The 23,136-nt window shown below is 53.4% G+C and carries 19 protein-coding genes and 1 riboswitch; of the genes, 7 read left to right on the top strand and 12 right to left on the bottom strand.

What is annotated here, in order from left to right:
• Nucleotides 1-512 precede the first annotated feature (512 nt).
• A complete protein-coding gene (locus tag KJW29_RS28850; RefSeq protein WP_214631363.1) occupies nucleotides 513-2,177 on the bottom strand; it encodes a glutamine--tRNA ligase/YqeY domain fusion protein in 1,665 nt (554 codons plus the stop codon).
• A gap of 347 nt (nucleotides 2,178-2,524) precedes the next feature.
• Nucleotides 2,525-2,676: riboswitch (cyclic di-AMP (ydaO/yuaA leader) on the top strand.
• A gap of 4 nt (nucleotides 2,677-2,680) precedes the next feature.
• Here KJW29_RS28850 and KJW29_RS28845 point away from each other — a divergent pair.
• Nucleotides 2,681-3,163, top strand: a complete 483-nt coding sequence (locus KJW29_RS28845) for a C40 family peptidase (RefSeq protein ID WP_108991375.1) — start codon at nucleotides 2,681-2,683, stop codon at nucleotides 3,161-3,163.
• 87 nt (nucleotides 3,164-3,250) lie between these two features.
• Here KJW29_RS28845 and KJW29_RS28840 read toward each other — a convergent pair whose 3' ends face one another.
• Entirely contained in the window at nucleotides 3,251-4,549 is a 1,299-nt protein-coding gene (locus tag KJW29_RS28840; protein WP_214627230.1) for an MFS transporter, read from the bottom strand.
• 59 nt (nucleotides 4,550-4,608) lie between these two features.
• Here KJW29_RS28840 and KJW29_RS28835 point away from each other — a divergent pair, with 59 nt between their 5' ends.
• Nucleotides 4,609-5,145: a GNAT family N-acetyltransferase gene (locus KJW29_RS28835; protein ID WP_343222699.1), complete on the top strand. Its 537-nt coding sequence runs from the start codon at nucleotides 4,609-4,611 to the stop codon at nucleotides 5,143-5,145.
• Between the two features lie 36 nt (nucleotides 5,146-5,181).
• Here the strand turns inward: KJW29_RS28835 and KJW29_RS28830 are convergent, their stop codons facing one another.
• Nucleotides 5,182-6,408, bottom strand: coding sequence for an EAL domain-containing protein (locus KJW29_RS28830; RefSeq protein ID WP_214631361.1), 1,227 nt, complete (start codon nucleotides 6,406-6,408; stop codon nucleotides 5,182-5,184).
• A 101-nt stretch (nucleotides 6,409-6,509) separates the two neighbouring features.
• On the bottom strand, nucleotides 6,510-6,803 hold the full coding sequence (locus KJW29_RS28825) for a hypothetical protein (RefSeq protein ID WP_087569973.1): 294 nt from the start codon (nucleotides 6,801-6,803) through the stop codon (nucleotides 6,510-6,512).
• Nucleotides 6,804-7,108: 305 nt separating this feature from the next.
• On the opposite strand from KJW29_RS28825, the gene motA reads away from it, so the two are divergent.
• A complete protein-coding gene (gene motA / locus KJW29_RS28820; protein WP_214631360.1) occupies nucleotides 7,109-7,909 on the top strand; it encodes a flagellar motor stator protein MotA in 801 nt (266 codons plus the stop codon).
• Entirely contained in the window at nucleotides 7,893-8,744 is an 852-nt protein-coding gene (locus KJW29_RS28815) for a flagellar motor protein MotB (RefSeq protein ID WP_214627229.1), read from the top strand. The genes motA and KJW29_RS28815 overlap by 17 nt, the downstream gene beginning before the upstream one ends.
• Before the next feature lie 131 nt (nucleotides 8,745-8,875).
• Here the strand turns inward: KJW29_RS28815 and rluF are convergent, their stop codons facing one another.
• From rluF to KJW29_RS28800, 3 genes are read right to left on the bottom strand one after another with little or no spacing between them, the layout of a single operon-like run.
• The gene (rluF, locus tag KJW29_RS28810) at nucleotides 8,876-9,577 is read right to left on the bottom strand and encodes a 23S rRNA pseudouridine(2604) synthase RluF (RefSeq protein ID WP_087569976.1); all 702 of its coding nucleotides are present in this window, start codon (nucleotides 9,575-9,577) and stop codon (nucleotides 8,876-8,878) included.
• Nucleotides 9,578-9,618: 41 nt separating this feature from the next.
• Nucleotides 9,619-10,293: a Rossmann-fold NAD(P)-binding domain-containing protein gene (locus KJW29_RS28805; protein WP_214627228.1), complete on the bottom strand. Its 675-nt coding sequence runs from the start codon at nucleotides 10,291-10,293 to the stop codon at nucleotides 9,619-9,621.
• A gap of 41 nt (nucleotides 10,294-10,334) precedes the next feature.
• The gene (locus KJW29_RS28800; protein ID WP_246608423.1) at nucleotides 10,335-12,164 is read right to left on the bottom strand and encodes a PAS domain S-box protein; all 1,830 of its coding nucleotides are present in this window, start codon (nucleotides 12,162-12,164) and stop codon (nucleotides 10,335-10,337) included.
• Nucleotides 12,165-12,469: 305 nt separating this feature from the next.
• On the opposite strand from KJW29_RS28800, the gene tadA reads away from it, so the two are divergent.
• Nucleotides 12,470-12,934: a tRNA adenosine(34) deaminase TadA gene (tadA, locus tag KJW29_RS28795; protein WP_087569977.1), complete on the top strand. Its 465-nt coding sequence runs from the start codon at nucleotides 12,470-12,472 to the stop codon at nucleotides 12,932-12,934.
• A gap of 7 nt (nucleotides 12,935-12,941) precedes the next feature.
• Here tadA and KJW29_RS28790 read toward each other — a convergent pair whose 3' ends face one another.
• Nucleotides 12,942-13,139 carry an aspartyl-phosphate phosphatase Spo0E family protein gene (locus KJW29_RS28790; RefSeq protein ID WP_087569978.1) on the bottom strand — a complete coding sequence of 66 codons (198 nt, stop codon included), beginning with the start codon at nucleotides 13,137-13,139 and terminating at the stop codon, nucleotides 12,942-12,944.
• A gap of 448 nt (nucleotides 13,140-13,587) precedes the next feature.
• Here KJW29_RS28790 and KJW29_RS28785 point away from each other — a divergent pair, with 448 nt between their 5' ends.
• Nucleotides 13,588-15,111, top strand: a complete 1,524-nt coding sequence (locus KJW29_RS28785; RefSeq protein WP_214627227.1) for a UDP-N-acetylmuramoyl-L-alanyl-D-glutamate--2,6-diaminopimelate ligase — start codon at nucleotides 13,588-13,590, stop codon at nucleotides 15,109-15,111.
• Between the two features lie 40 nt (nucleotides 15,112-15,151).
• Nucleotides 15,152-15,874 (top strand): cysteate racemase, encoded by a 723-nt coding sequence (gene cuyB / locus KJW29_RS28780; RefSeq protein WP_087569980.1) that lies wholly within the window; start codon nucleotides 15,152-15,154, stop codon nucleotides 15,872-15,874.
• A gap of 76 nt (nucleotides 15,875-15,950) precedes the next feature.
• On the opposite strand, the gene KJW29_RS28775 is transcribed toward cuyB, so the two are convergent.
• The 4 genes from KJW29_RS28775 to KJW29_RS28760 form a co-directional block, all read right to left on the bottom strand.
• Nucleotides 15,951-17,945 carry an alpha-amylase family protein gene (locus KJW29_RS28775; protein ID WP_214627226.1) on the bottom strand — a complete coding sequence of 665 codons (1,995 nt, stop codon included), beginning with the start codon at nucleotides 17,943-17,945 and terminating at the stop codon, nucleotides 15,951-15,953.
• A gap of 29 nt (nucleotides 17,946-17,974) precedes the next feature.
• On the bottom strand, nucleotides 17,975-20,260 hold the full coding sequence (locus KJW29_RS28770; protein WP_214627225.1) for a helix-turn-helix domain-containing protein: 2,286 nt from the start codon (nucleotides 20,258-20,260) through the stop codon (nucleotides 17,975-17,977).
• A 128-nt stretch (nucleotides 20,261-20,388) separates the two neighbouring features.
• Nucleotides 20,389-22,110 (bottom strand): ABC transporter substrate-binding protein, encoded by a 1,722-nt coding sequence (locus tag KJW29_RS28765; protein WP_214627224.1) that lies wholly within the window; start codon nucleotides 22,108-22,110, stop codon nucleotides 20,389-20,391.
• 116 nt (nucleotides 22,111-22,226) lie between these two features.
• Nucleotides 22,227-23,132: a carbohydrate ABC transporter permease gene (locus KJW29_RS28760; protein WP_087569984.1), complete on the bottom strand. Its 906-nt coding sequence runs from the start codon at nucleotides 23,130-23,132 to the stop codon at nucleotides 22,227-22,229.
• Nucleotides 23,133-23,136: the final 4 nt, after the last annotated feature.

Here is a 23,136-nt window from a genome sequence, read left to right as displayed (position 1 = left end):
CTCTCACACATAACCCACGGTTACTCCAATTCTAACAGACACCAGCGACGCTATTTGCCCATTTCGGCGCATTTCCGAATTTTATCGGACACCAGCGACGCTATAACTGGTCAATAACAACCAACTGGCTCGTTCGGGGCCATATAGCGTCTTCTATGTCCCTTAGAATCGCTCCATACCCGTTTTTGCTCGAATAACGTCTCGCATGTCCGTTAGCCCACACTTGTCTGCTAAATCCCTACCTCCTGCCCACTTGCTCCATTCATTTAGCCCGCTACCTGCATGCTGCCGCCATTCCAAAAAAGCCGGCCAAGCCGTAAGGCTGGACCGGCTCGGCGCTCCACGGAGCCAAACACATCCGTAAGATCGTAAGATCGAGCTAATCCCCCAGATCGAGCGAACTCATCAGTCTGGACGAGTCCGCGCCCGTCAGTCGCGCATCTGACGAGGTCGACGCGCTCCCGCTGATCTCTAGGCCTACAGCTCTCGCCGATCTCAGGCCCTCCCGCTCCCTAAGCCTTGGTCGGGTCGAACGAGCTCTTGAGCGACACGATTCGGTTAAAGGCCAGCTTGCCGCCGCCCGAATCCTTGGAGTCGACGCTGAAGTAGCCGTGGCGGAAAAACTGGAACTTGTCGCCTCCGACAGCGTCCTTCATGTTCGGCTCTACGTAACCTTGCTCGACTTGCAGCGAATTCGGATTGATGCGTTCCAGGAACGACTTATCGGACCCTTGCGACGCCTCGTCCAAAATAAGCGGCTCGTATAAACGGAAGTCCGCCGGTACCGCCTGCGACGCTTCAACCCAATGGATCGTCCCCTTCACCTTGCGCTCGCTAAATCCGCTCCCGCTTTTCGTCTTCGGATCGTACGTGCAGCGAAGCTCTACGACTTCGCCGTTCTCGTCCTTCACGGCCTCTTGGCAAGTAATGAAGTAAGCATGCTTCAACCTCACCTCGTTGCCAGGGAACAAGCGGAAATACTTGCTCGGCGGATTCTCCATAAAGTCGTCGCGTTCGATATAAATTTCGCGCGAGAACGGAATTTGGCGGATGCCCATTTCTTCGTTCTCCGCATTGTTCTCCGCTTCCAGCAGCTCCGTCTGTCCTTCCGGATAGTTGGTGATGACGACCTTAAGCGGCCGCAGGACCGCCATCGTCCGAAGCGCCTTCAGCTTCAGGTCCTCGCGGATGAAGTGCTCCAGATTCCGCTCGTCCACGACGCTGTTGCTTTTGGCAACGCCGATCTCGCGGCAGAATGCGCGAATCGCCTCCGGCGTGTAGCCGCGCCGGCGCATGCCGCTGATCGTCGGCATCCTCGGGTCGTCCCAGCCGTCTACAACGCCCTCGTCTACGAGTTGCTTCAAATAACGTTTACTCATCACCGTGTTGGTGATGTTGAGCCGCGCGAATTCGTACTGGCGAGGAGTGCTCTCCATCTCGCATTCCGCGATCGCCCAGTCGTAAAGAGGACGATGGTCCTCGAACTCCAGCGTACAAACGGAATGGGAGATCCCTTCGATCGCGTCGCTGAGCGGGTGGGCGTAATCGTACATGGGATAGATGCACCAAGCGTCGCCTGTCCGGTGATGATGCGAATGGGAGATCCGATAGAGAACGGGATCGCGCATCGTGATGTTTGGCGAACCCATGTCGATCTTCGCCCGCAGAACGCGCTCGCCATCCTTGAATTCTCCCGCGCGCATCCGCGCGAACAGATCCAGATTTTCCTCCACGCTGCGATTCCGGCCAGGACTTTCCTTGCCCGGCTCCGTAAGCGTCCCTCTCATCTCGCGCATCTCGTCCGCCGTCAAGTCGCAGACGTAGGCCTTTCCTTTCCTAATAAGAAGCACCGCTCGATTATATAACTCTTCGAAGTAGTCCGAGGCGAACCGCAGCTCATCCCAATCGAAACCCAGCCAGCGCACGTCCTCCTGGATGGCCTCAACGTACTCCGTGTCCTCCTTGACGGGATTCGTATCATCGAAGCGCAGATTCGTCTTTCCTTTGAACTCTTCCGCGAGCTCGAAGTTCAGACAGATCGACTTCGCATGTCCGATATGCAGATAGCCGTTCGGCTCCGGCGGGAAGCGCGTAACGACTTCTTGCACGCGGCCGCTCTTTAAATCTTCCATGACAATATTTTTGATAAAATTGGAGGATGATGACTTGTTCTCCACTGTGTTTTCCACTTGCGACCTACCCCTTTTCCACTCGTGCGCCCATCCGGGGAATGTCTGGCATTTCCCAGGCCTTCACGTCGATTCTAACGTTGTTTTATAAAGGATTGTCCGACACGGGACAACACCCTTCGCCTTATCGCGCCTCGCCGCTTTCAATAACGACAGCCGATTCATTGTATCTCCTTATGATACACAAAATTTAGCTAAATTACACGCTTTGGAAGCGCCTTCTACCCATGGTTTTTGAATTTGAAACGGATTATTTATGAATCTAATATTAATATCTTCTCATATTCAACACGAATCTACATTTTGCCATTATTATAATCCTTAGAAAATAACTTTGGATGACATTGCCTAATTCCCAATCGGGAAACGGGGGAACCACTTTGGGTGAATTGACTTCGACGTCTGGTGTTCTACAGCGCCTGAGAAGTCATAGGGAACCTTCAACCGAACCCCACAGCTAACCTCGTCGGCACCGGAAGGAGAACCATAAGTTGAAGAAGAAGATTAGCTCTGTATTACTAGGGCTTGTGCTTCTGCTAGCTTTCCAAGCAGGAAGCGCTTTCGCAAGCTCAGAGATGGACAGCATCATTGATGGTGTAATTGGCACGCCTTATTCTTACGGCGGGACCACCACAAAAGGTTTTGACTGCTCCGGATTTAACGGCTACGTATTCAAGAAGATGGGTATTGATCTTCCCCGTAGATCGGTGGACCAAGCAACAGTCGGAACCAAAGTCGCTAAAGCTGATCTGCAGCCAGGCGATCTTGTCTTCTTCGACACAAGCGGCAAGGTAAACGGCGAAATCACGCACGCAGGCATCTACGTAGGCGGCGGCAAGTTTGCCCATGCTTCTACAAGCCGCGGAGTTATCATTGACGATCTTAACAGTTCCTATTATAAGTCCCGTTTTGTAACGGCGCGCAGCGTCATGGATGCCGAGCAATTCGAGACTTACGCAGTCGCAGCCAAATAATGGACAAGGCAACAGCCTCCCCGGCAACGGGGAGGCTGTTCTTTTTGTTCGACAGCCGTTTGGTTTTCTCATTGTGCAATCCGTCGCTTACGACCGCAGCCGCCCCACGTGACCCGCCAATCTACGCCCTTGATGAAGGATTACTCCAAGCAGGACTAGCATAATGACAACCAGTACGGCAAGATAAACAATCGTATATTCCACTTCGAAGCGATCCATCAGCCACCCCGTCATTCTCGGAAACAAGGCGCCGCCGATACCTCCAAACGCTACCATTAGACTTGTCGTCCGCTCCGTCATACCAGGCAGCAAGCTATTGGCGTACACCAATGCGATGCCGAACACGCCGGAGAAAAACAGTCCGCCAAGCGCAATCAATAGCAGCATCCCGTACAAGCTGGTCGTAATCGTCATTAGCAGGAATACGATCGCGGCCCCCAGCGTAGAAATCGTCAGGTACCTTCCATAGCCGACCTTCTCCGCAATCACTCCCGCGAACAGCCTGCCCAGTACGATCGTTCCCCAGAATAAGCTAAGCGAAGCAGCCGCGCCGGCTTCCCCCATCTCCGTACGGGTGATGAGTATGGACGGAAGGTAGTTGGAGAAACTCATCTCCATCCCCACGTACATCAGGAAGAACAGCGCGCAGAGAATCAGGAAAGGCAACAGTCGACCCGAATAACCCAGCAAGACGCCTCCCGAAGGTTTGGACATGGTTGCGTCTTCGGGCGAACCCCCGCCGTCGGCGCCCCCACTTGTTTCCGCCTTGGCATCAGCATGGCTCGAGCCTGCACGCTCTCTTGCACCCGACGTTGCCGGCCTTGCCGCCAGCCCAAGCCGACTGTCCAGCTCGCCGAAGGACATCGTCAACCATAAAACGAAGGTAATCCCCGCCATGGCGGACAGAATCGGGAATGACAGCTGCCAGATATGCTCCTGAATAAGGAAGGCCACAGTCACCGGTATGATGAGCGCCCCGATTCCGAAGAACGTTTCGAGACGGCTCATGGCCGACGCCTTTCCCTTTACCAGGTCGATGATGACCGCTCCTACGATTGCCTCCGTCATCCCGAAGCCGACCCCCGCGATGGGAGCGATGGCGAGCATCCATCCCCAAGGCAGCAACAAGCTGTACGCCGCTTCGCTAAGGGTGAGCAAACCCATGGCCAGCAATACGGCGCCGCGTTTCCCTATGCGCGCCGTCAGAGTAGGGGCTAGCAGAACACCGACCATAAACCCCAGAAATTGATTCATTATCCACTGGCCGCCATCCTTGTAAGAGACGCCATAATAGGCAATCAACTGTTCTAATACCGAGCCTCCCACCACGTGGGCGATACCAATAACGAGATAAGATAAACATCCGATCCATAGCAGCTTCTTCACGTTGCCGATTCTCCTTACTACATACACGCGCCGCGGCGCCTATCTGATATAATCAAATTATGATGAATTCTGCAGAGCACGAACCTAACCTTAGTTATTATAAACCAAATCTATCGGCGCTGACTATCGGACCACTGGAAGTCTCCCATGCGGAACAGCTATGTACGTGGAGGTACGAAGAACCATACGAGCGCTTCAATTGGCCGTCCTGGGATCAAATGAAACAGGACGGAATCGAATTCGGTGATCCCGTCCTGCGAGCAGAGCAATATGGTGCCATTCTCGACGAACGGCAAAGGTTGATTGGCTATGCCCAATTCTTTCCCATGGGCAGCGTGACCAGACTAGGCCTCGGACTGTATCCCGACCTTTGCGGCCAAGGGCTCGGCTCGTCGGTTGTCGGTCTCATGGCAGCAGAAGCTCTGCGTCGATGTCCGGGCAACGAGATCGATCTCGAGGTGCTTGTGTGGAATGTCCGGGCCATCCGCGCCTATGAGAAAGCCGGCTTCAGCATTACCGACACCTATCTTCGCCCTTCTTTCAGCGGCGGCGAGCCTGAGTGGTTCCACTGCATGGTGTACGAAGCGCCTCGTTAGGCGCGTGTTTGCAGCATCCAAGATCTGACGGCCACCTCATGAAGAGGCTTCCCACGGACTAACCTCATCCTTGCTGTCGGCAAACAGGATCAGACCGGGACGGACGAGCACCGAGACCGAACGAATCCACGCTCTGGAATCCAGATCCGTATACGAGCGGGATACGATCGCCCTCCGGCTCTCCCCCAGTTGAACCAGATTCGGGACAAAATACGGCCTCCAACTCCAATTGGCATACCGGTACTCTTCTTCCCGCTTCCAGACTCCGTCTTCCCCCCTGCTGAAATTCGCGGACAGCTGAATGCCTTCCTCGTTGCATAGGTATACCTTGGTGCAAGAGGATTTTAAATGCGGGATAAGCAACTCCAGCCAGTCGTCGGCCTTCTCCGGCAGCACCGCTCCAAGCATAATCGTCTGCAGGTGCTCCGCCAGACGTTCTGCCTGCTGCTGCCACCACCTCTCTGTATGAGCGAGCTGCCTAAGATTGCGATCCAGCTCGTTCTCGATGACGGCGGCAAAGCTTGCCGGACCGATAAAGTCGGCTCCCGCCCGCGCAAACAAGAAACCTTGTACGTACCTGGCGCCGGATTGGATGGCGCGCTCCAGATCCTCTCTCGTCTCCACGCCCTCGAACAGCAAAGAGGCGCCAATCTGCTCGGCAAGCTCGGAGAACGAACGAAGCACCCCATAGTAGCCATTGTGCGTCCCGCTTCGTTTGACGATATGCATATCGATCTTGAGCAGGTTGGGTTGAATCTGGGCGATACGATCGGCGCTGCTAAAGCCGCTCCCGACATCGTCGATAGCGATCAGACAGCCGGCCGCGCGATAACGGTCGACCACCTCCCGCAGCACATCCATGGAGCCATGGAAACTTTCCTCCGTTATTTCGATCACGATGCGAGCCGGATCGGCATGATGCTTGGCGATCAGATCCAACGTATACAGCTCGCCCTTTTCTCCTTGCCGGTAGATCCAGGCTGGCTTAAGATTCAGAAAAAGCAGCGGAGGATTTTCTTGGCATGCATGCTTGGCTATTGCCTGCTCTCTCAGCAGTCGGTCAACAAGCAGATGATCCTCCATCGGGATAGCATCATCGCCGAAGAAGGGCCCCAGACTCCTCGGGCCCTTTTCGCCAACGGCTCTTCCGAGCACCTCGTAGCCTTCAATCCTTCTCGTATCGAGCGCAATAATAGGTTGATAGTAGGCTGCTAACGTTTCCCCCGTCCAGTCGAAGACTTGGCGGCAACGAGCCCGCCGAATGAGAACCAGTCATGTCGCTCTCTCCAATGTAATGTACATGTTAGCTATCATGCCATTGTGATTTGCTTTTATTCTAATGGAGAGCTGTAACGTTGTAAAGATTAGATGAGGCGAATAATGTGAATGACATTATCTCCTTGCATCACTTCTATAATATGATGCTTGTTGTTGTACACAATCTCACCCTGTCCAACCTTGATGACGGGCTCTTCGCCAAGTCCGAAGAAGACATCGTCCGCCAACGCTTCCATAACCTCATGCCGATCAGATGTCGGCAGCGCCGCCCACTCTTCCGGCTCCATCTCGAAGAAGGAGTAGCTGCCCTCGATATCCCCCACCGCTTGAGTTAATTCCTTCAATATATCCGCATATTCGCGCGCGTGTCGTACACCCATCGTTCACACATCTCCTTAAAATTATGGTTCGAAACGTATTACAATTAAGTACGTGTTCAAAAAGTTCGGTTTTCAGTACCGAGAAGATTGAAGGCAGCTAGAAACTGAGTAGCGGAGCGTAGCAGAGCTACGTGAGCAACGGAAGGTTCGGCTGCATTCAATATTCGATGTCGAGTAGGCCTCAGGGAGTACTTCGTAATGGAAAGCGGACTTTTTGAACAACCTCTATAATTTCAGAATACCCTTTTGACGATATAAATAGAAGTAGATGGCTCAAATATAGAACATACTGGACGGGGTGTATGATGAAGAACTCAACAATTATCGGTCTTGTGTTAGGTCTAATCGCAGTGCTGGGCGGGATGGTGGTTAAGGGCGCGCACTTAACGTCGCTTTTGAATCCTGCAGCCTTTATGATTATTATTCTCGGCACCGTTGCCTCCGTCATGGTCGCCTTCCCGATGTCCGAACTCAAAAAAGTCGGCAAGCTGTTCAAGATCGTATTCGCCGAGCAAAAGCTCACTTCCCGCGAGGAATTGATCAGCCGTTTCATGGAGTGGGCATCCATCACCCGCCGCGAAGGTTTGCTAGCGCTCGAGGCTCGCGTCGACGAGATCGAGGACACCTTTCTGCGTAACGGCATGCGCATGATTATTGACGGCAATGACCAGGATCTTGTCCGCGACGTTCTCCTGGAGGATATCGCCGCCACAGAGGACCGCCATAAGGCTGGCGCTTTGATCTTTACGCAGGCAGGCACTTACGCTCCTACGCTAGGGGTACTCGGCGCGGTCGTCGGCCTCGTCGCCGCCCTGTCCGAGATGAGCGATATGGACAAGCTTGCGCATGCCATCGCAGGCGCGTTCATCGCAACCCTGCTTGGTATCTTTACAGGTTATGTCCTGTGGCATCCCATTGCCAATAGACTTAAGCGGATCTCCAAGCAAGAGATCCAGATCAGACTGATGATGCTGGAGGGACTGTTATCCATTCAGTCCGGCGTATCCACGATCGCCATTCACCAGAAGCTTTCCGTATTCCTCACGCCTACGGAGCGGCTGAAGATGAAAGAGAAGGAGGAAGGGGCCGTTGAGCAGAAAGCATAGGAAGCATGACGATCACGAGGAGCACGTAGATGAATCTTGGCTTATCCCTTATGCCGACTTGCTCACCTTGCTGCTTGCGCTCTTTATCGTTCTCTATTCGATGAATTCCGTTGATGTAAAGAAGTTCGAAGAGATGTCCCAAGCGTTTAGCATTGCGCTCAGCAACGGCAGCGGCGTTCTGGACCTTCCCTCGATCGTTAAAGAAGGCGAGGATACGACCAAAAAAAATCAGGGCGGCGACAAGGATAACGACAAGCAAACGGAGAGCCAGCAGCAACAAGAGCAACAATCCGAGTCCAGCCTGGAAGAGTTGATTAAGAAGGAGCAAGCGGAGCTGGAGGATCTTAAGAAGAAGATCGACGCCTATATCGACAAGAACGGCCTCACCTCCGATCTGGAGACGAAGATGAACATGTCTCAGCTGCTCATCATTATCAGCGACAACGCCTTATTCGCGCCGGCACAAGCTACTGTCAAGCCCGAATCCAGGGAACTTGCCGGGGCGATAGCGACCATGCTTACGCAATATCCGAATTACGATGTGATCGTTGCCGGCCATACGGACGATACGCCGATCCACAACTCGCAATTCCGCTCGAACTGGGATCTGAGCGTCATGCGCGCGGTCCGCTTCCTGGATGTTATGCTGGAGAACAAAGCGCTCGATGAAAAACGGTTCAGCGCCACCGGTTATGGTGAAAACCATCCTGTGGCAGAGAACAACTCGGTCGCGAACAAGGCGAAGAATCGCCGAGTCGAAGTGTCCATTCTGCACACCTATGTCAATACGCAGAGTACACAAAACTTGTCCGTGGGCGGCAACGCCTCACAGTGAGACTAACCGTACAGAGCACAGGAGCTTGTCCGAAAACAAAGAAGCTTTCGTCTTCGCCGACATGCGGAGACGAAAGCTTCTTTTTTCCTGAAACGCGCTGCCCCTCCAGAGGACGGCGTCAGCCGTTTCACCTATCGCGGCTCATATTGCAGCAGATCAAACAGCTCCCTGCGCTCATCTTCGGTCAGGTCGCGCCACTTGCCTACGGCCAACTCGCCGAGATGAATGTTCATAATCCGCACTCTCTTTAGTCTGCGGACATGGAAACCGAGTGCCTCGCACATGCGCCGAATTTGCCGATTGCGTCCTTCCGTCAGCACGATACGGAATGTACGCTCCGCGACGCGCGTCACTTTGCAGGGCAGAGTCAGACTCCCCAGCACTTTAACCCCTGTAGACATCCCCTTGACGAAGGCTTCCGTAATGGGCCTGTCCACCGTCACGATATATTCTTTCTCGTGTTTGCCTTCCGAACGTAGAATGGGATTAACCACATCGCCGTCGTTCGTAAGCAAAATAAGTCCTTCCGAATCCTTATCGAGCCTCCCGATCGGGAAGATCCGTTCGGAATGTCCCACGAAATCGACGATATTTCCTTTAATATGGCTCTCGGACGTGCTTGTAATACCGACTGGCTTATTAAGCGCGATATAGACGTGGCGGCGCTGCTCGCCAATTTGCCTGCCGTTAACCCGAACATCGTCGCCCTGCTCTGCCTGGCTTCCGAGAACGGCGGTTACGCCATTAATCGTTACCTTGCCGGACTCCACCAGCTTATCCGCCTCCCGGCGGGAGCAGAAGCCGGTCTCGCTTATAAATTTATTGATTCTCACTGCTGCCTCACCTCGCTGTAGCGTATGCTACACTAACTTTCTTATTTGCGCAACAAAGACGCCATCGATCCTATCCGGTTAGAGGGAATGATCCTTTCGAACGTCCCTTTCGTCAGCGCTGCGGCCGCCATGGCTCCAGCGATTGCCTCCGCATGTACGGGCTTGTACTTGCCTAACGGGCCCGCGAACAATAGCGGCATCCATGCCGATAATTTCGCTGCCACGCTCTCCCCGAACCGGAACTCTCCTCTATCGCCCAGAATAAGCGACGGGCGGAAGAGATGCAGCGAGCGCAGCGACAACGACTGAAGATCTCGCTCCAATCTGCCTTTGACCCTGGTGTAGAAAAACTTGGAGTTCGCGTCTGCTCCCGTCGAGGATACGAGCAGGTAACTCGCTGCCCCAGCCCGCTTTGCGAGCTTTCCCAGCTCCATGGGATAATGATAATCCACCCGCTCAAAGCTCTCCTTGGAACCCGCCTTTTTCATGGTTGTGCCGAGCGCGCAATAGACGTCGGTTTCCGCGAACAGCTCGGGCGGCAGTTCTCCAAGCTTCTCGTAGTCGATCACGAGCTGCGTTAGTCTGGGATGCGCAACATTTATGCGTCTGCGCACCAGCACGGTGATCCCCTCATATTCCCTCATCCCAAGCAGAAGCTTTACCAGCTCTCCCCCAACCAGGCCGGTTGCCCCTGCTATAATAGCCCTTCTTCCCATTGCCGACCCTCTCCTTTTCTCTCTCTCTCGAGAAGCCCCTCTTACTGCGCAGCAGGAAGATCTTCTTGGGGCTCCTTCTTCAGTGCCGGGAGCGTCACCTTTACGGAGGTGCCAACATTTACCTGACTCTGAATATCCATCGTGCCTTGATGGCTGGTAATGATGCGCTGGCTCACCATAATGCCAAGCCCCGTGCCCGTCTCCTTCGCCGTGAAAAACGGATCGCCGATCTTCGAGATCATCTCCTCCGGAATGCCTACCCCTTCATCCGTTATCGATATTGCGATTCGGTCGCCCTTGCGCTGGATAGAGATATGGACGGAGCCTCCCCCCGGCATAGCTTCAATCGCGTTTTTTAGCAGATTGATAAAAACTTGCTTGAGCTGGTTCTCCTCGCACGAGATTCGGCACTCCTCCTCGGTAATGACGGTCCGGAAAACGATATTATGAAGATGGGCTTCGCTATCCAGAAATACGAGCACATCATTGAGGACGTTGCGTATATCCTTCGTCACGAACTTCGTGGCTTGCGGCTTCGCCAGTATAAGGAATTCTCCGACGATCAGATTAATTCGGTCCAGCTCCGACAGCATCAGATTTACATGGCTTAGAGACAGCTTCTGGCTCTGCTGCTGCAGCTGCAGGAAGCCCCGCAGCGTGGTAAGCGGATTACGAATTTCGTGAGCGACTCCGGCAGCCAGCTGACCAACCGTCGTCAGCTTCTCCGACCGTCTAAGCAGCTCCTCCATCCGGTTCCGGCTGCGCATATCCCGGCAGATGCTTGCGAAGGCGCGGATCGTCCCGTCCGAGTCGCGGATCGGCGATACCATGACGCTGACGGGAATGATCTCGCCCGACTTCGTCATGCGTACAGTCTCTTGGGCCGGCAGCTTCTTGCCGGTCAGGAGCAAGCCGATCATCTGGCGCTTCTCCATGCGGTGAGTGTCCGGCACGGTCGGGAACCTCATGCCGAGCACTTCGGACTCTTCATACCCGAACAACTGCTCGAAGGCCCGATTGATCTGAATCACCTTGCCTTCCAGATCCATGAGATGAATAGCATCATTGGAATGATTAATGAACGACTCCAGATGTTCTTTCATCCGCCGATTCTCTTCGAAAGCCTTTCGAAGCTTATCCATATAGATACTGAGATTTTGCGACATGGCATTAATCTTGAGCGCAAGCAGGCCGAACTCATCCTTGCGTTTGATCTGGATCGGCTTGTGAAATCGGACGGACGACACTTCATTGACCTTCCATAATATGTCCTTGAGGGGGCGAATCATGAAGCCGATCAAAATATAGGTCAATATCATCGTACATAGCAGGAATATGCCTGTGTAGACAAGCGCATGATGCCTCTTCAAGCCAAGCATGCTCTCGATGCTGGACTTGTCGTAGACAACGCTGACCACGAGCCCGCGCGCGTCGGGGCTGGCCAGGAAGCTGCGAAAATAAGATTCTCCGTTGTGATCGAACGTGGTATATTGTAAGGATTCGTCCCGATGAGCTTGCGCGATGAACGGATCGTTGTTAGCATCAATATATGTATACGTACCGTAGTTGACCTGACCGGAATCGTTGCCGAACACCGTAATTTCCTTAATGAAAGGATTGATTTCGAGGATCCTGAGAAATATCCCATCCGGCTGAAGCAAACGATCGATGCCGACTGTATTTTGCGGATTGCCGCGGTTCTCGTAATCTCTGACGGCAAGGCTGGCCTGTTCGGAAGATTGGCGCATGGACGCACTCATTAATTGCTCGAAGCCTTTTACCATGGTATATTCGCTGACCAGATGGTACAGAATGACGACGGACACCAACATGAACGAGATTGCCACCGTCAACTTGGACTTGATCGACAAGGCGTGACCCACCCTTCGCAAGATGATCCGGGAGACTTGCATACAATGGTTGTTCAAAAAGTCCGCTTCCCATTACGAAGTATTCCCTGATGCTTACTCGACATCGAACTTTTGAACTTGATTTTAAAGCAGATATACACATTACGTTAACACTGCCCACAATAGTTATGCACAATCGTGGATGGAATGTGCACAACTTTGTTGATAATTATTTAGTTATCCACAAAATTATCCACTGCCTGTTAACACCGGAATATTTGTTCGTTGGATATACGATCATTCCCCGCAGGAATAGGAGACTGACTATGAGAAGAGAGCAAGAGGATCGTGAATGGATGATGGAAGCGATCGCCGAAGCCGAGAAGGCGGAAGCCATCGGAGAGGTGCCCATCGGCGCGGTCATCGTTCGCAATAATGAAATCATTGGACGCGGTCATAATCTCCGGGAGACGAAGCATGACCCGACCGCCCATGCGGAGATGGTCGCCATTCGCGACGCATGCGAACGCATTGGCGCCTGGCGGCTGCTGGACTGCACGCTTTATGTCACGCTGGAGCCTTGCCCCATGTGCGCCGGAGCGCTTGTCCAGTCCCGCGTAAAGCGTGTCGTCTACGGCACGGTCGATCCCAAGGCCGGCTGCGCCGGAACGCTTATGAACCTACTACAAGAGCCCCGTTTCAATCACGAAACGGAGCTCACAAGCGGCGTCCTGCAAGCGGAATGCGCTTTGCTGCTTACCCGGTTTTTCCGTAGGTTACGAAATCGTTGAGAAGCATCTATTTTCTTATATCTCTTAGATCGGACGAATGCTGGGCCTCTTCGCGCTGCAGATACTGCAGTGCGACGATAAGCTGATCGGCTTCCTCGCTAATAGCAAGGACCGCCGGGTCTGTCAAACTCCCCCGCGCCTCGGCAATTTCATGAAGCTTGAGCCTTAGCGATTGCAACTGAGTTAGCAGATGTTGTTTATCCATAATCGCTTCGAGGCACACTCCTTATCTGGCAGACTTCGTGAGGAATAGTACCATTATACTCTGTCCCAACCAAAGAGTTTGTAAAATCTTGTCGACGAATGGCAATAATTTTCAGGCATGATTCGACAGATGGGTTCCTTTTTTTCCTTTTACTAGAACTTAAGGCCTATTCGACCCTGCATCGCAGCTCACGGCCTCCAGACGCAATTGTAATCTAAGAATTGTTGCAGTAAAATGTCTTCATATAGTACAGGATGAGATTACTGCGTTCATCTCCTTTCTCGATGATTAAGCCTTGCAAGCTGATCAAGGTGTTATGGTCGTTCTCGGCTTGATGAGCATATGTACACCTTACATAAATATTTGAATCAGGTTGGCAAAGTAACACTGGCAGATGTCATGATTCGACTGCTATTTCAATAAGCTAATAAGTAAAGGGGCTGATCGCATGCTGCTTCGTGCCTTAATAGAAGAGCTGGACTATGTCGCTCTGCAGGGTGAGCCGGACGTCGCGAATGTAACGTCGATAGCCTTCGATTCCCGCGAGGTTGCCGAGTCCGGGCTGTTCGTCGCGATAACCGGCTTTACCGTCGACGGCCATCACTATATATCCAAAGCTGCCGAGAACGGGGCTGCGGCCATCCTCGTGGAGCGCGAGGTCGAGCTGTCCGGCCTGCCGTCCTCCATCGTTGTCGTTAAGGTGACGGACACTCGACAGGCGCTGGCGCTCGCTTCCGCGCGTTTCTACGACAACCCTTCGGAGAAGCTCAGCTTGATCGGCATTACGGGAACGAACGGAAAGACGTCCACAACGTATTTCGTGAAGTCGATTCTCGAAGAAGCGCGCGCCACCGTCGGCGTAATCGGTACGATTGGCGCCATGATTGGCTACACGCCACTGGCTACGAAATCGACGACGCCAACAACGCCGGAATCGCTGCATCTGCAGCATATGTTCTCGGACATGGCGCATGCCGGCGTAGACACCTGCGTCATGGAGGTATCCTCGCATGCCTTGAGTCTGCAGCGGGCGGCGGCTTCCCGCTTCCGCATCGGCGTCTTTACGAACCTGACGCCGGATCATCTGGAGCTGCACCGCACGATGGAAGAATATTACGAGGCCAAGGCCATGCTGTTTGACCTGACGAGCGACTACAATGTCGTCAATATCGATGACGAGTACGGACGCCGTCTCTCGGACAAGGTTCGCCATCACAAGGCCCAATTGCTCACGTACGGCGTAGTCCCGGACATCCCGTCCGCAGGGTTCGATGAGACTGCCTTGCCGGACGTCTACGCCACGAACATACAGTACGAAGCCGACCACACAACTTATGTCGCGCATACACCCGTCGGAAGAGTCGATATCCGCGTCAATCTGCCGGGGTTAATCTATGTGTACAACAGCCTCGCGGCTGTTGCCGCCGCTTATTGCCAGGGCATCGGGCTGGGGCAGATTGCGGCGGGTATTCGAGCCGTGCAGCGTATCAAGGGACGGCTTGAGGTGGCTTATCAGGACGATGATATCAAGGTCGTGATCGATTTCGCCCATACGGAGGATAGTCTCGAGAAGGCGTTGACGACGTTGCGACCCTTTACCGATGGACGGCTGATTCTCGTATTCGGCGTCTACGCCGCGCCCGGCAAGGATGGCAGCGGCAAGCGCGAGGCCATGGGCAAGGTGGCGGCGCAATATGCGGACTTCTGCGTTGTCACTTCGGACAATCCGAAAAATCAGGATCCCGATGCCATTATCGCTGAAGTATCCGAAGCCGTCGCTTCGGCAGGCGGCGAGTATCGGGGCATCGTCGATCGCCGCGAGGCGATCGAATACGCGATCGCCATGAGCCGGAAAGGCGACGTCATTCTCATTGCCGGCAAGGGCCACGAGACGACGCAAGTGATAGGCAAGACCGAGATTCCGTTCAACGAAGCGGAGATCGTCGGAGAGATCATGAGCAGCCGGGCTTAACAATGGCACTATAACGGAGGAAGAGCAGGTTATCACACATATGGAACAGAAAAGCTTAGGCGTAATCGGGGGGATGGGACCCAAGGCGACTGCCGTCTTCTTCGACAAGGTGATCGAGAACACGGCCGCCGATCGCGATCAGGAGCATCTCGACATGATTATCTTAAACCACGCTACCGCTCCGGATCGCACTGCCGTCATCCTCGAAGGCAAGGACGAGCTGTTCCTGGAAGCCATAACGAAGGATCTGAGGCTGCTGGAGCTGGCTGGCGTATCCCATATCGCGATACCTTGCAATACATCCCATTATTTCTACGACAAAATGCAGGCCATGACGAGCATCCCCATCATTCATATGGTGGAAGAGACGATCAAGCTCATCCACGACCGGTTCGGCGCCGGCAGCCGCATTGGCATTCTCGCCACGAACGGTACGATCCGCAGCGGGATCTACGCCAAGGTGTGCGAGCAATACGGCATGAATTTGTACGAGCATGACGAACGCATTCAGCAGAAGAGCATGAAGATCATTTACGAAAATGTAAAGAGCAACATGGACTTCTCGCCCGAAGAACTGGAGGAGCTCATCGACGAGCTGGTCACCGCGCATGGCTGCCATTGCGTCATCCTCGCCTGTACCGAGTTATCATGCATCAAGCTTAGCCGCCATGCGGCCGAGGTCAGCGTCGATGCCATGCAAGTGCTGGTGGAAAAGTCGATCCTGTTATCGGGCAAACAAGTAAAAAACTCCGGCGTCTCTTGAGCTCTTGAGACGTCGGAGTTTTTTTCTCGCCGAAAACGCTTATTGCGACCCTTCGTTGCGCAAGCGCTAAAAGCCTTTAGGCTTCAAATTGAATATCCTGCACGTCTAAAATAACCATTTGATGTCCGTGAACTTTGGGAATTGTCAGCTTCACGGTGTCGCCGGACTGCACAAACGGGATGGATTCGCCTTGGAGAATTAATGTCGCACGTTGCACGCGTGATTTGACCGTCAGCTCGACGGCGACGTCGTAAATCGGCGGCATGTCCTCGATCACGCTCGTCCTGCCGCGTTGAATCGGCGCGGCATACGTCAGATGCAGAATATATCGCTTCCGGGAAGGCTGATAGACGAATCGGGCTCGACCGCAACTGGGCAAGTTTACTTTCATGACAGGCTTGCGGTAAAGCAGATTCAAGGCGTTCATCAGATAGTCGCGATGATATTTGGCGCCATGCCGGAAGTACATCGTGCAAATCGGATGAGCGACATAAATAATGTTGCCTTTGCGTATGGCTGCCGGGTAATCGGCCGGTTCCAAACGATAGGGCGTATTCTGATGCGAGCAATAATGTCCGTACGTCCTGTTGAAGTACGGTTCGTGGATTGTCGCCAGAACCTCCGCATCTTTGACGCTAACCTGCTCCGCGCCCTCATAGAACAAAAACGGACTCGATACGATGCCTGCTTTTAATTGTTCACCAGCAAGCACATAGTCGTTCTCGTATAAGGAGGGCCCTTGATAGGCGGCGCCGACATCGATCTGAAAATGGGTTTTTCCCGGATTCAAGCCGCTGGCGCCCGTGAGAAGCAAACTTCCGCCCCGGTCGACATAGCTTTGAATTTGCAAGGCCGACTCCTCGCTTAACGCGACGGAATCCGGCAGGATCAGCGTCTCGAATCGATCCAATCCCTGTTCCGGGTCCGCGATGTCGAAGTCGAGTTGGCATTCGAGCAGCATTTTGGTCAGACCTTCATCCGCTTCCGATTGGTTAGATAAAACCACGCCCAGCGTGGCCGTCTCCTCGACCTCGAAGCACCATTCCTCGATCTGTTCCGCATAGCGGTAAGCTTCGCCGATCGTGCGATACGTCTCCATATCCATAAGACCGCTCGGATGCATCTGATCGCCTATGCTGCAGCGGGCGCCGTACATCATCATCGAAGCAATCTCGTAGCGAAGCGCTTCCGGGCTCTTAAACCCGCCGAACTCGCCCCACATCGTGTGGAATTTTCCGGTCATTCCAAGATATTGACGCCCAAGGGCGGCAAAATATTTGGCCCGCACGGGCATCTTGTCGTATCCGCCCCACGTCGTCGGCAAGTCTTCCATCTCGATATGAGTGTGGACGCCGTGCCATTCCTTGTGATTCAACTCCGCGCCGCCGTTAAAGAAAATGGACGCATCCGGGTGAAACTCTCTCAAAATGGCTGTGCAGGTCGATGTGAAACGCATCCATTTGAGGGTATGATAGCTGCGCGCATCTTGTTCAACAGCCGGGTTCAGCCCCTGTTCCTCCATGCCGGCAAGACAATTTGCACACCAACAACCTAGAGGTTGGAAGCAAATATCGTAAAAAAGACCGTCCAGCTCCGGATAACGTTCGCACACTTCGCGGGTTTGCGCGTAAATCAAGTCGGCATAGTTGCCGCTCGGGCACATGAACTTCCAAGAGACGATCGGCCGCTTATCGGAAGGCGACGCATCCGGCTCTCCGCCGATCATCTGAATCCGGCCGTCCTGCTGGCGCGCTACGCATTCTGGTAAATCGGCCGCATCCCCCGCCGACCAGCCGACCGTAAGATAGACCGGCGCCTTGACGCCGATTTCATGCGCGGCGTTCATCATCGCTCCGGTCAGGTCGAAATCGAGCGTCGGATGCATCCGCCCCGCTTTGGTCGGATAATAACTCCAGCTGTGATGGCATTTGGCGAAAATCGTTATGGAGTTTACATGCCCCGCTCTCAGCGCATCCTGGAATTGCGTTGCATCGAATTTTGCGCCGACTCCCGATATAAACTCGGAAGTATGAAAATCCAAATGTACTTGCCTGGAAGCCAACTTATTCATTCGTCAGACCTACTCCCTCCAAGAATCGTTCATGATGTTGATGTCCCATCAAACACTCTAGTGGCTTTTATATAATCCGTGGGAGCAACTCCCATTACTCGCTTGAATGCTCGCCGGAACGTTTGATCGCTGCTGTATCCGACCGCCTTGGCTACGTCCCGGATCGTAGATTCCTCCCCGTTCAGCAACTCGCAGGCGCGCCTAATCCGCGTGTTTTCAAGATAATCGGAGAATGTGGCGTTCATCAGCTCCTTGAACAGCTGGTACATGTGCGTCTCGGAAAAATGAAAGCGGGACGCAAGCTCATTCAGAACAAAATCCTCCCGCATATAGGATCGCTCGACAAACTCGGCGAGCTGCTCCTTCAACTTTGCTTTATCCTGATTCTTCTGTTCGGTCAGCGCGTTGCATAATAACAAATGGGACTCCAGAATAGCTTCGAAAATGTCCTCGATCCGATCCAACCGATGAACTTTCTCCAGCAATCGGGCGATCTGCGGTTCCATTTCATTTGGACCGAGACTCCGTACGACGGTTCCCTTAAGCGCATGGATGAGCTGCTCGATCATCCCGGGCGTCAACTTTCGGTTCACGAAGTTTTCCTCGCTGATTTTGCGGATGATTTTGCGAACTTCCGCTTCGTCGCCGCTCTTGACGTTGCTGATGAGCTTCAGTTCCATTTCGATAGGGTAGTAGCACTTCTGGTTCTCGTTCGGCACTTCGCTAAAAGGCATATAGGCTTTTGCGTTCTTCGCATAGCGGGCGTATTCGAGCGCCTGCTTGGCCTCATCGAACGAGATGCTTACATTCTGCAATCCCGGGTACACCGCTCCGGCGGAGAAGTGAATGTCGGCGGGCAGCTTGTTCCGGACTTTCTCTTCAAAACGTTCGACGATCTTCTTCATCGACGTCGGATCGCCCTCTTCGAAGGCAACGACGATCACGATTCGGTTATCGTTCAGGTCATCCTTATAATAGGGAATATTGGCTTCGGTACACAGCTCATCCTTTACGAGGAGCATCAGTTTGTTCATTTGTTCCGCCGTCCGGCTGTCCGACTTATCCTTGCCCGGCACAATCCGCGCCAGCATGACTCCGAAGCGTTCGCCTTCTACATGAACCGGAAACGAATCTTCGCCGTGATCGTCAAAACCGCCGTTCAGCAGCCGCTCGAAAAATGTCGTTCGAAGCATCTGGTCGCGCATGCTCCGATTGTTGCGGTACAATTCCGAGATCCTGCTGTCCAGATAATCATACTCGCTCATGCTTCTGTCGTTGTCCGTTCCGAAAAGCTCCTTGATTCTGCCGACCAGATGTTTGACCGGCTTGTAGTTCCTATAGGCCAGCATGCATGCCGTGACGACGCCGAGCGTAAGAGTGATCAGCAGTACGGCAAAGGTAACGTTGCGAATATAGTCCACCTTGGACATCACCAGTCTCGACGGAACGACGGAAACGTATTTCCAGCCGCTGACGGTCGACAACGAGCGGGACACGATAAACTCCTCCCCGGAAGGCGAGTCGTAGGTTCCGGCCTGCAGGCTGCCCGCCGCAATGCCGGACGGGTAGATGACCGTCTGGTCTCCCGTCAGCTGCGTAATGATGTCCCCATCCTGATTCTCGACGAATATCATCCCGCTTCTCCCGAGGTTGATCTTGGACAGCAGGTTCTGAATGGCGGATTCATCGATCAGAATCATCAATGCCCCCTTGGGATTGCTGCTGTACTCCCAAGGAATCGACTGCAGATAATAAATGACGCGATGGCTCATGCCATCGATCGTAACTTGCCCGCCGGAGACGTATCGGCTCTGGTGACGGTTCTCCCACAGGACGCTGTCCCAGTCAGGGTGGCTGATGCCTTGATTCCGGTACAGGCTCTTCTCGAACTCTTCCGGACCGATATAGGACCGATCCGACGAAAGCACAAGCCCATTATCTTTGAAGAAGACAAAATAATCGACAATAAATTTGTTTGTTAAATTGTACTTGGGATTCGTGCTCAGGATGTCCCAGACCTTGTAGTAATCGTTTGAACCTTCCGCGATTCGCTCGACGTTCATGAGGGAGATGATTTTGCGGTCCATCGCGATATACTTGGAGATGGCGTCCAGCTCGTTCAGCCGTTCGTCCACGATCGCCCGCGTTTGCTCCAGAAGCGATTGATTGGAACGGAGCGCCTCCTCCCGCGCAAGTTGGACGGTTTCCTTATAAACATAGCTTCCGATCAGCAACGGAATCACGAGTACAAGCAAATAGGAAAGGATCAGTTTGGTCAAAGTGGCATGCCTGCGTCTTTTCTTTAGAAACGACATCGAATCCCCCCTGCACTTGCGAAAGCGTTATCAAAGAAGTATAGCACATGCTTTTAGGCATTTCTATCTTGCAGACGGGCGTAAGGCCGCCATAACGAAGTTATGACGGTCTAATCGCCTCGGCTGGCTTATTTGCCCGAGTACTGTCGATCGTAAGCCTTTTGGTTGATCTCGACAAATCGTTGGAGTCCGATATTATCCAGACTCTGCACGTAGCCGTCCCAATCTGCTTCGGGCTTCAAATCGCCGGTAATAAAGCGAACGCTCGATTCGTTGATATAGTTCTCCAGCTCGATCCGGATCGTTTGAAGCTCGTCGTTTTCTTCCGCAAGCAGTTTGACCGGCGGCATGACCGTCGTGTTTTCCGGTGCATAGGGTTGATAGTTTTTTGCTGTCTCCTCATAAAGCAGCCTTTCGAGACCTTCCGGCGAGAAAAGATCCGCATTGGGCTCAATCTGTTCGCCAAGTCGCCATTCGGCCGGCGCATATTCGACTCCCGCATGCATCCAGCCGTCATTTTGCGGTTCATTGGTATAAGGCTTCAAACGTTTCAACAACGCCGGTTCCCCGTTCAGCCCCACGGCACCCGGATCCGGGGTTGTCCAACCGATATCCTTAGGCCCGCTGATCATCCGGTATTGCGTCTCGAATTCATACAAGCCGTCCGCCCAGCGAATGGCCGCTTCCGGATATTTGGAGCTGGAAGAGATGAGCAAATCGCCGCCTTGCGCCGCGTCGAACTGGAAGAATGCAGCCTGTCTCGTTCCGTCCGGCCCTTCAAGCGGAGGTACAGTAACATACTGCTTGTATCGTTCCTGATTAGTGGCAGAATCGATCACGCCTACGCTTGCCCCGGTCGGGAAGGCGCCGAGGATCACGCTATCCTCGTTGGCGGCGATCGACTTCAGCTGGTCGATCTTCTGAGTGAACGAAGGCTGATAGATCAGCCCCTCGGCGTAAAGCTTATTCAGGTATGCGAGTCCCTCTTTATATTCAGGCGTATTGACGATCGACATGACCTTTCCGTCTTGTACGATCATCTTCAGCGGATTGTACATCCCCGGATGAAGGATAAACGAACTCATTAGAAATCCTTCGATCGTCGTGTACCAGCCGTCGGTCGCGCCGGCCAGCGGAATTTCGTCGGCTTTGCCGTTGCCGTTCGGATCCTTTTCCTTAAAGGCTTTCAGCACCTGATAAAATTCGTCCGTTGTCGTCGGCATTTGAAGTCCCAGATTATCAAGCCACTCTTGATTGATCCACATTTTTTGGGCAAAGCCGCAGTGGAAGCAATCGTTCCAGGTAGGCAGCGAATAAATATTGCCATCCGTGGCGGTAATTCTACCCTTAACGGCCGGATGCTTTTGCAGAACGTCCTTGAAAGCAGCCATATTCTGCTCTATCAAGCCGTCAAGCGGCCGGAAAACCTGCTGACCCACGCCATATTGGGCCTCGATGACATCGTCGACGCCCAGTCCGAGAAAGATGTCCGGATAGTCGCCGCTCGCCAGAACGAGATTCAGCTTTTCTTTGACGTTGCCCGGAGGGACGATTTCCCATTCGACATGAATGTTCGTTCTCTCTTCATACCATTTCGTAAACTCGTTTGTATTGAAATCGATCACCTGAGGAATCTGTGCAGCCATGACCCGCAATGTGATTTTATCTTTGACGATCGGGTAACTGCCCGGTTCGGAAACCGCATTTTCTCCGGCATTGCCCGCGTTTCCGCCGTTCGAGGCGTTCGGGCTGCCCGCCTGGTCGCCGTTCCCCTTACTATTCGTACATCCTGCAAGAATAAGTGACAGACAGAAAAGACTGAAGATTAACGTTTTGACCATTTTTTTCATGGTGTGCCTCCCGTTTCTTTTTCCGTTCGATGATCCTTCCTACCCTTAGCATGCAGCTAAGTCCAACAGATTTGCAACCCTCGCATCTTCCCCCCGCTTCCCGCGCTTGCTTGCCATTAGCCTTTGATGGCGCCGATCATGATCCCACGCACGAAGTACTTCTGCACGAACGGGTAAATGAGCAGCACCGGCACGCTCGCAACGACGATAACGGCATATTTGACGATGTCAACCAGGCCCTGCTTGCGCTGCAACGCCTCGAAATCCTGCATCATCGTCGGGTCCAACTGATTCAGAACCAGGATGTTGCGCAAAATAATTTGAAGCGGCTGAAGATCCGGCGATTTCAGATAGATCAGCGCGTTGAAATAACTGTTCCAGTGCCCGACCCCGTAATACAGCGCAATGACGGCCAAGATCGGCGCAGATAGCGGAAGCGCCATACGGAGAAGGAAGCGAAAATCGTTGCATCCGTCCATCGATGCCGCCTCGTATAGCTCATCCGGAATAGTGGCCTGAAAATAGGTTCTGGTGATAATCACGTTCCACACCGACAAGGCCACCGGCAGAAGCATCGCCCACCTCGTATCGAGCATGCCGAGGTCCCTGACCAGTAAAAAGTTCGGAATGAGCCCCCCGGAGAAGAGCATCGTGAACACGAAGATCGCCATAAAGAGGTTTCGGCCGGAAAGCTCCTTCCTGGATAAGGGAAACGCTGCCATAACGGTCATCACCAGATTGATCAGCGTGCCGGCCACCATGTAGAAGATCGAGTTGGCAAAGCCGCTGACCAGCTGCTTGTTCTTAAATACGGCCTCGTAACCGTTCAATGTCGGCTCCACGGGCCAGAGCCAAACCTTACCCGAGATCACCGCGCTCGGCGCGCTAAAGGAAGCGCTTACCACGTAAATCAACGGATAGGCGACCAGAACAAAAATGATCCACAGGTACAGGTGCGTTGCCACATTGAATACCCGGTCCCCGGGCGATTCCTTAATCAGCCGATTCGGATATATCGTCATCGGA

The sequence above is a fragment of the Paenibacillus agaridevorans genome, from assembly GCF_018604145.1.
In the GTDB taxonomy this organism is placed as follows: domain Bacteria; phylum Bacillota; class Bacilli; order Paenibacillales; family Paenibacillaceae; genus Pristimantibacillus; species Pristimantibacillus agaridevorans.
The sequence above is the reverse complement of the archived record's forward strand: the minus strand, read 5'-3'. Positions and strand labels throughout refer to the sequence as shown.

Excerpts from the sequence above, each read along its gene's own strand:
- KJW29_RS28770 (WP_214627225.1), bottom strand. The coding sequence starts at position 20,260 with ATGTCGTTTCTAAAGAAAAGACGCAGGCATGCCACTTTGACCAAACTG.
- KJW29_RS28835 (WP_343222699.1), top strand. The coding sequence starts at position 4,609 with ATGATGAATTCTGCAGAGCACGAACCTAACCTTAGTTATTATAAACCA.
- KJW29_RS28825 (WP_087569973.1), bottom strand. The coding sequence starts at position 6,803 with ATGGGTGTACGACACGCGCGCGAATATGCGGATATATTGAAGGAATTA.
- KJW29_RS28790 (WP_087569978.1), bottom strand. The coding sequence starts at position 13,139 with ATGGATAAACAACATCTGCTAACTCAGTTGCAATCGCTAAGGCTCAAG.
- KJW29_RS28785 (WP_214627227.1), top strand. The coding sequence starts at position 13,588 with ATGCTGCTTCGTGCCTTAATAGAAGAGCTGGACTATGTCGCTCTGCAG.
- KJW29_RS28765 (WP_214627224.1), bottom strand. The coding sequence starts at position 22,110 with ATGAAAAAAATGGTCAAAACGTTAATCTTCAGTCTTTTCTGTCTGTCA.
- cuyB (WP_087569980.1), top strand. The coding sequence starts at position 15,152 with ATGGAACAGAAAAGCTTAGGCGTAATCGGGGGGATGGGACCCAAGGCG.
- tadA (WP_087569977.1), top strand. The coding sequence starts at position 12,470 with ATGAGAAGAGAGCAAGAGGATCGTGAATGGATGATGGAAGCGATCGCC.
- KJW29_RS28760 (WP_087569984.1), bottom strand. The coding sequence starts at position 23,132 with ATGACGATATATCCGAATCGGCTGATTAAGGAATCGCCCGGGGACCGG.
- KJW29_RS28775 (WP_214627226.1), bottom strand. The coding sequence starts at position 17,945 with ATGAATAAGTTGGCTTCCAGGCAAGTACATTTGGATTTTCATACTTCC.
- motA (WP_214631360.1), top strand. The coding sequence starts at position 7,109 with ATGAAGAACTCAACAATTATCGGTCTTGTGTTAGGTCTAATCGCAGTG.
- KJW29_RS28805 (WP_214627228.1), bottom strand. The coding sequence starts at position 10,293 with ATGGGAAGAAGGGCTATTATAGCAGGGGCAACCGGCCTGGTTGGGGGA.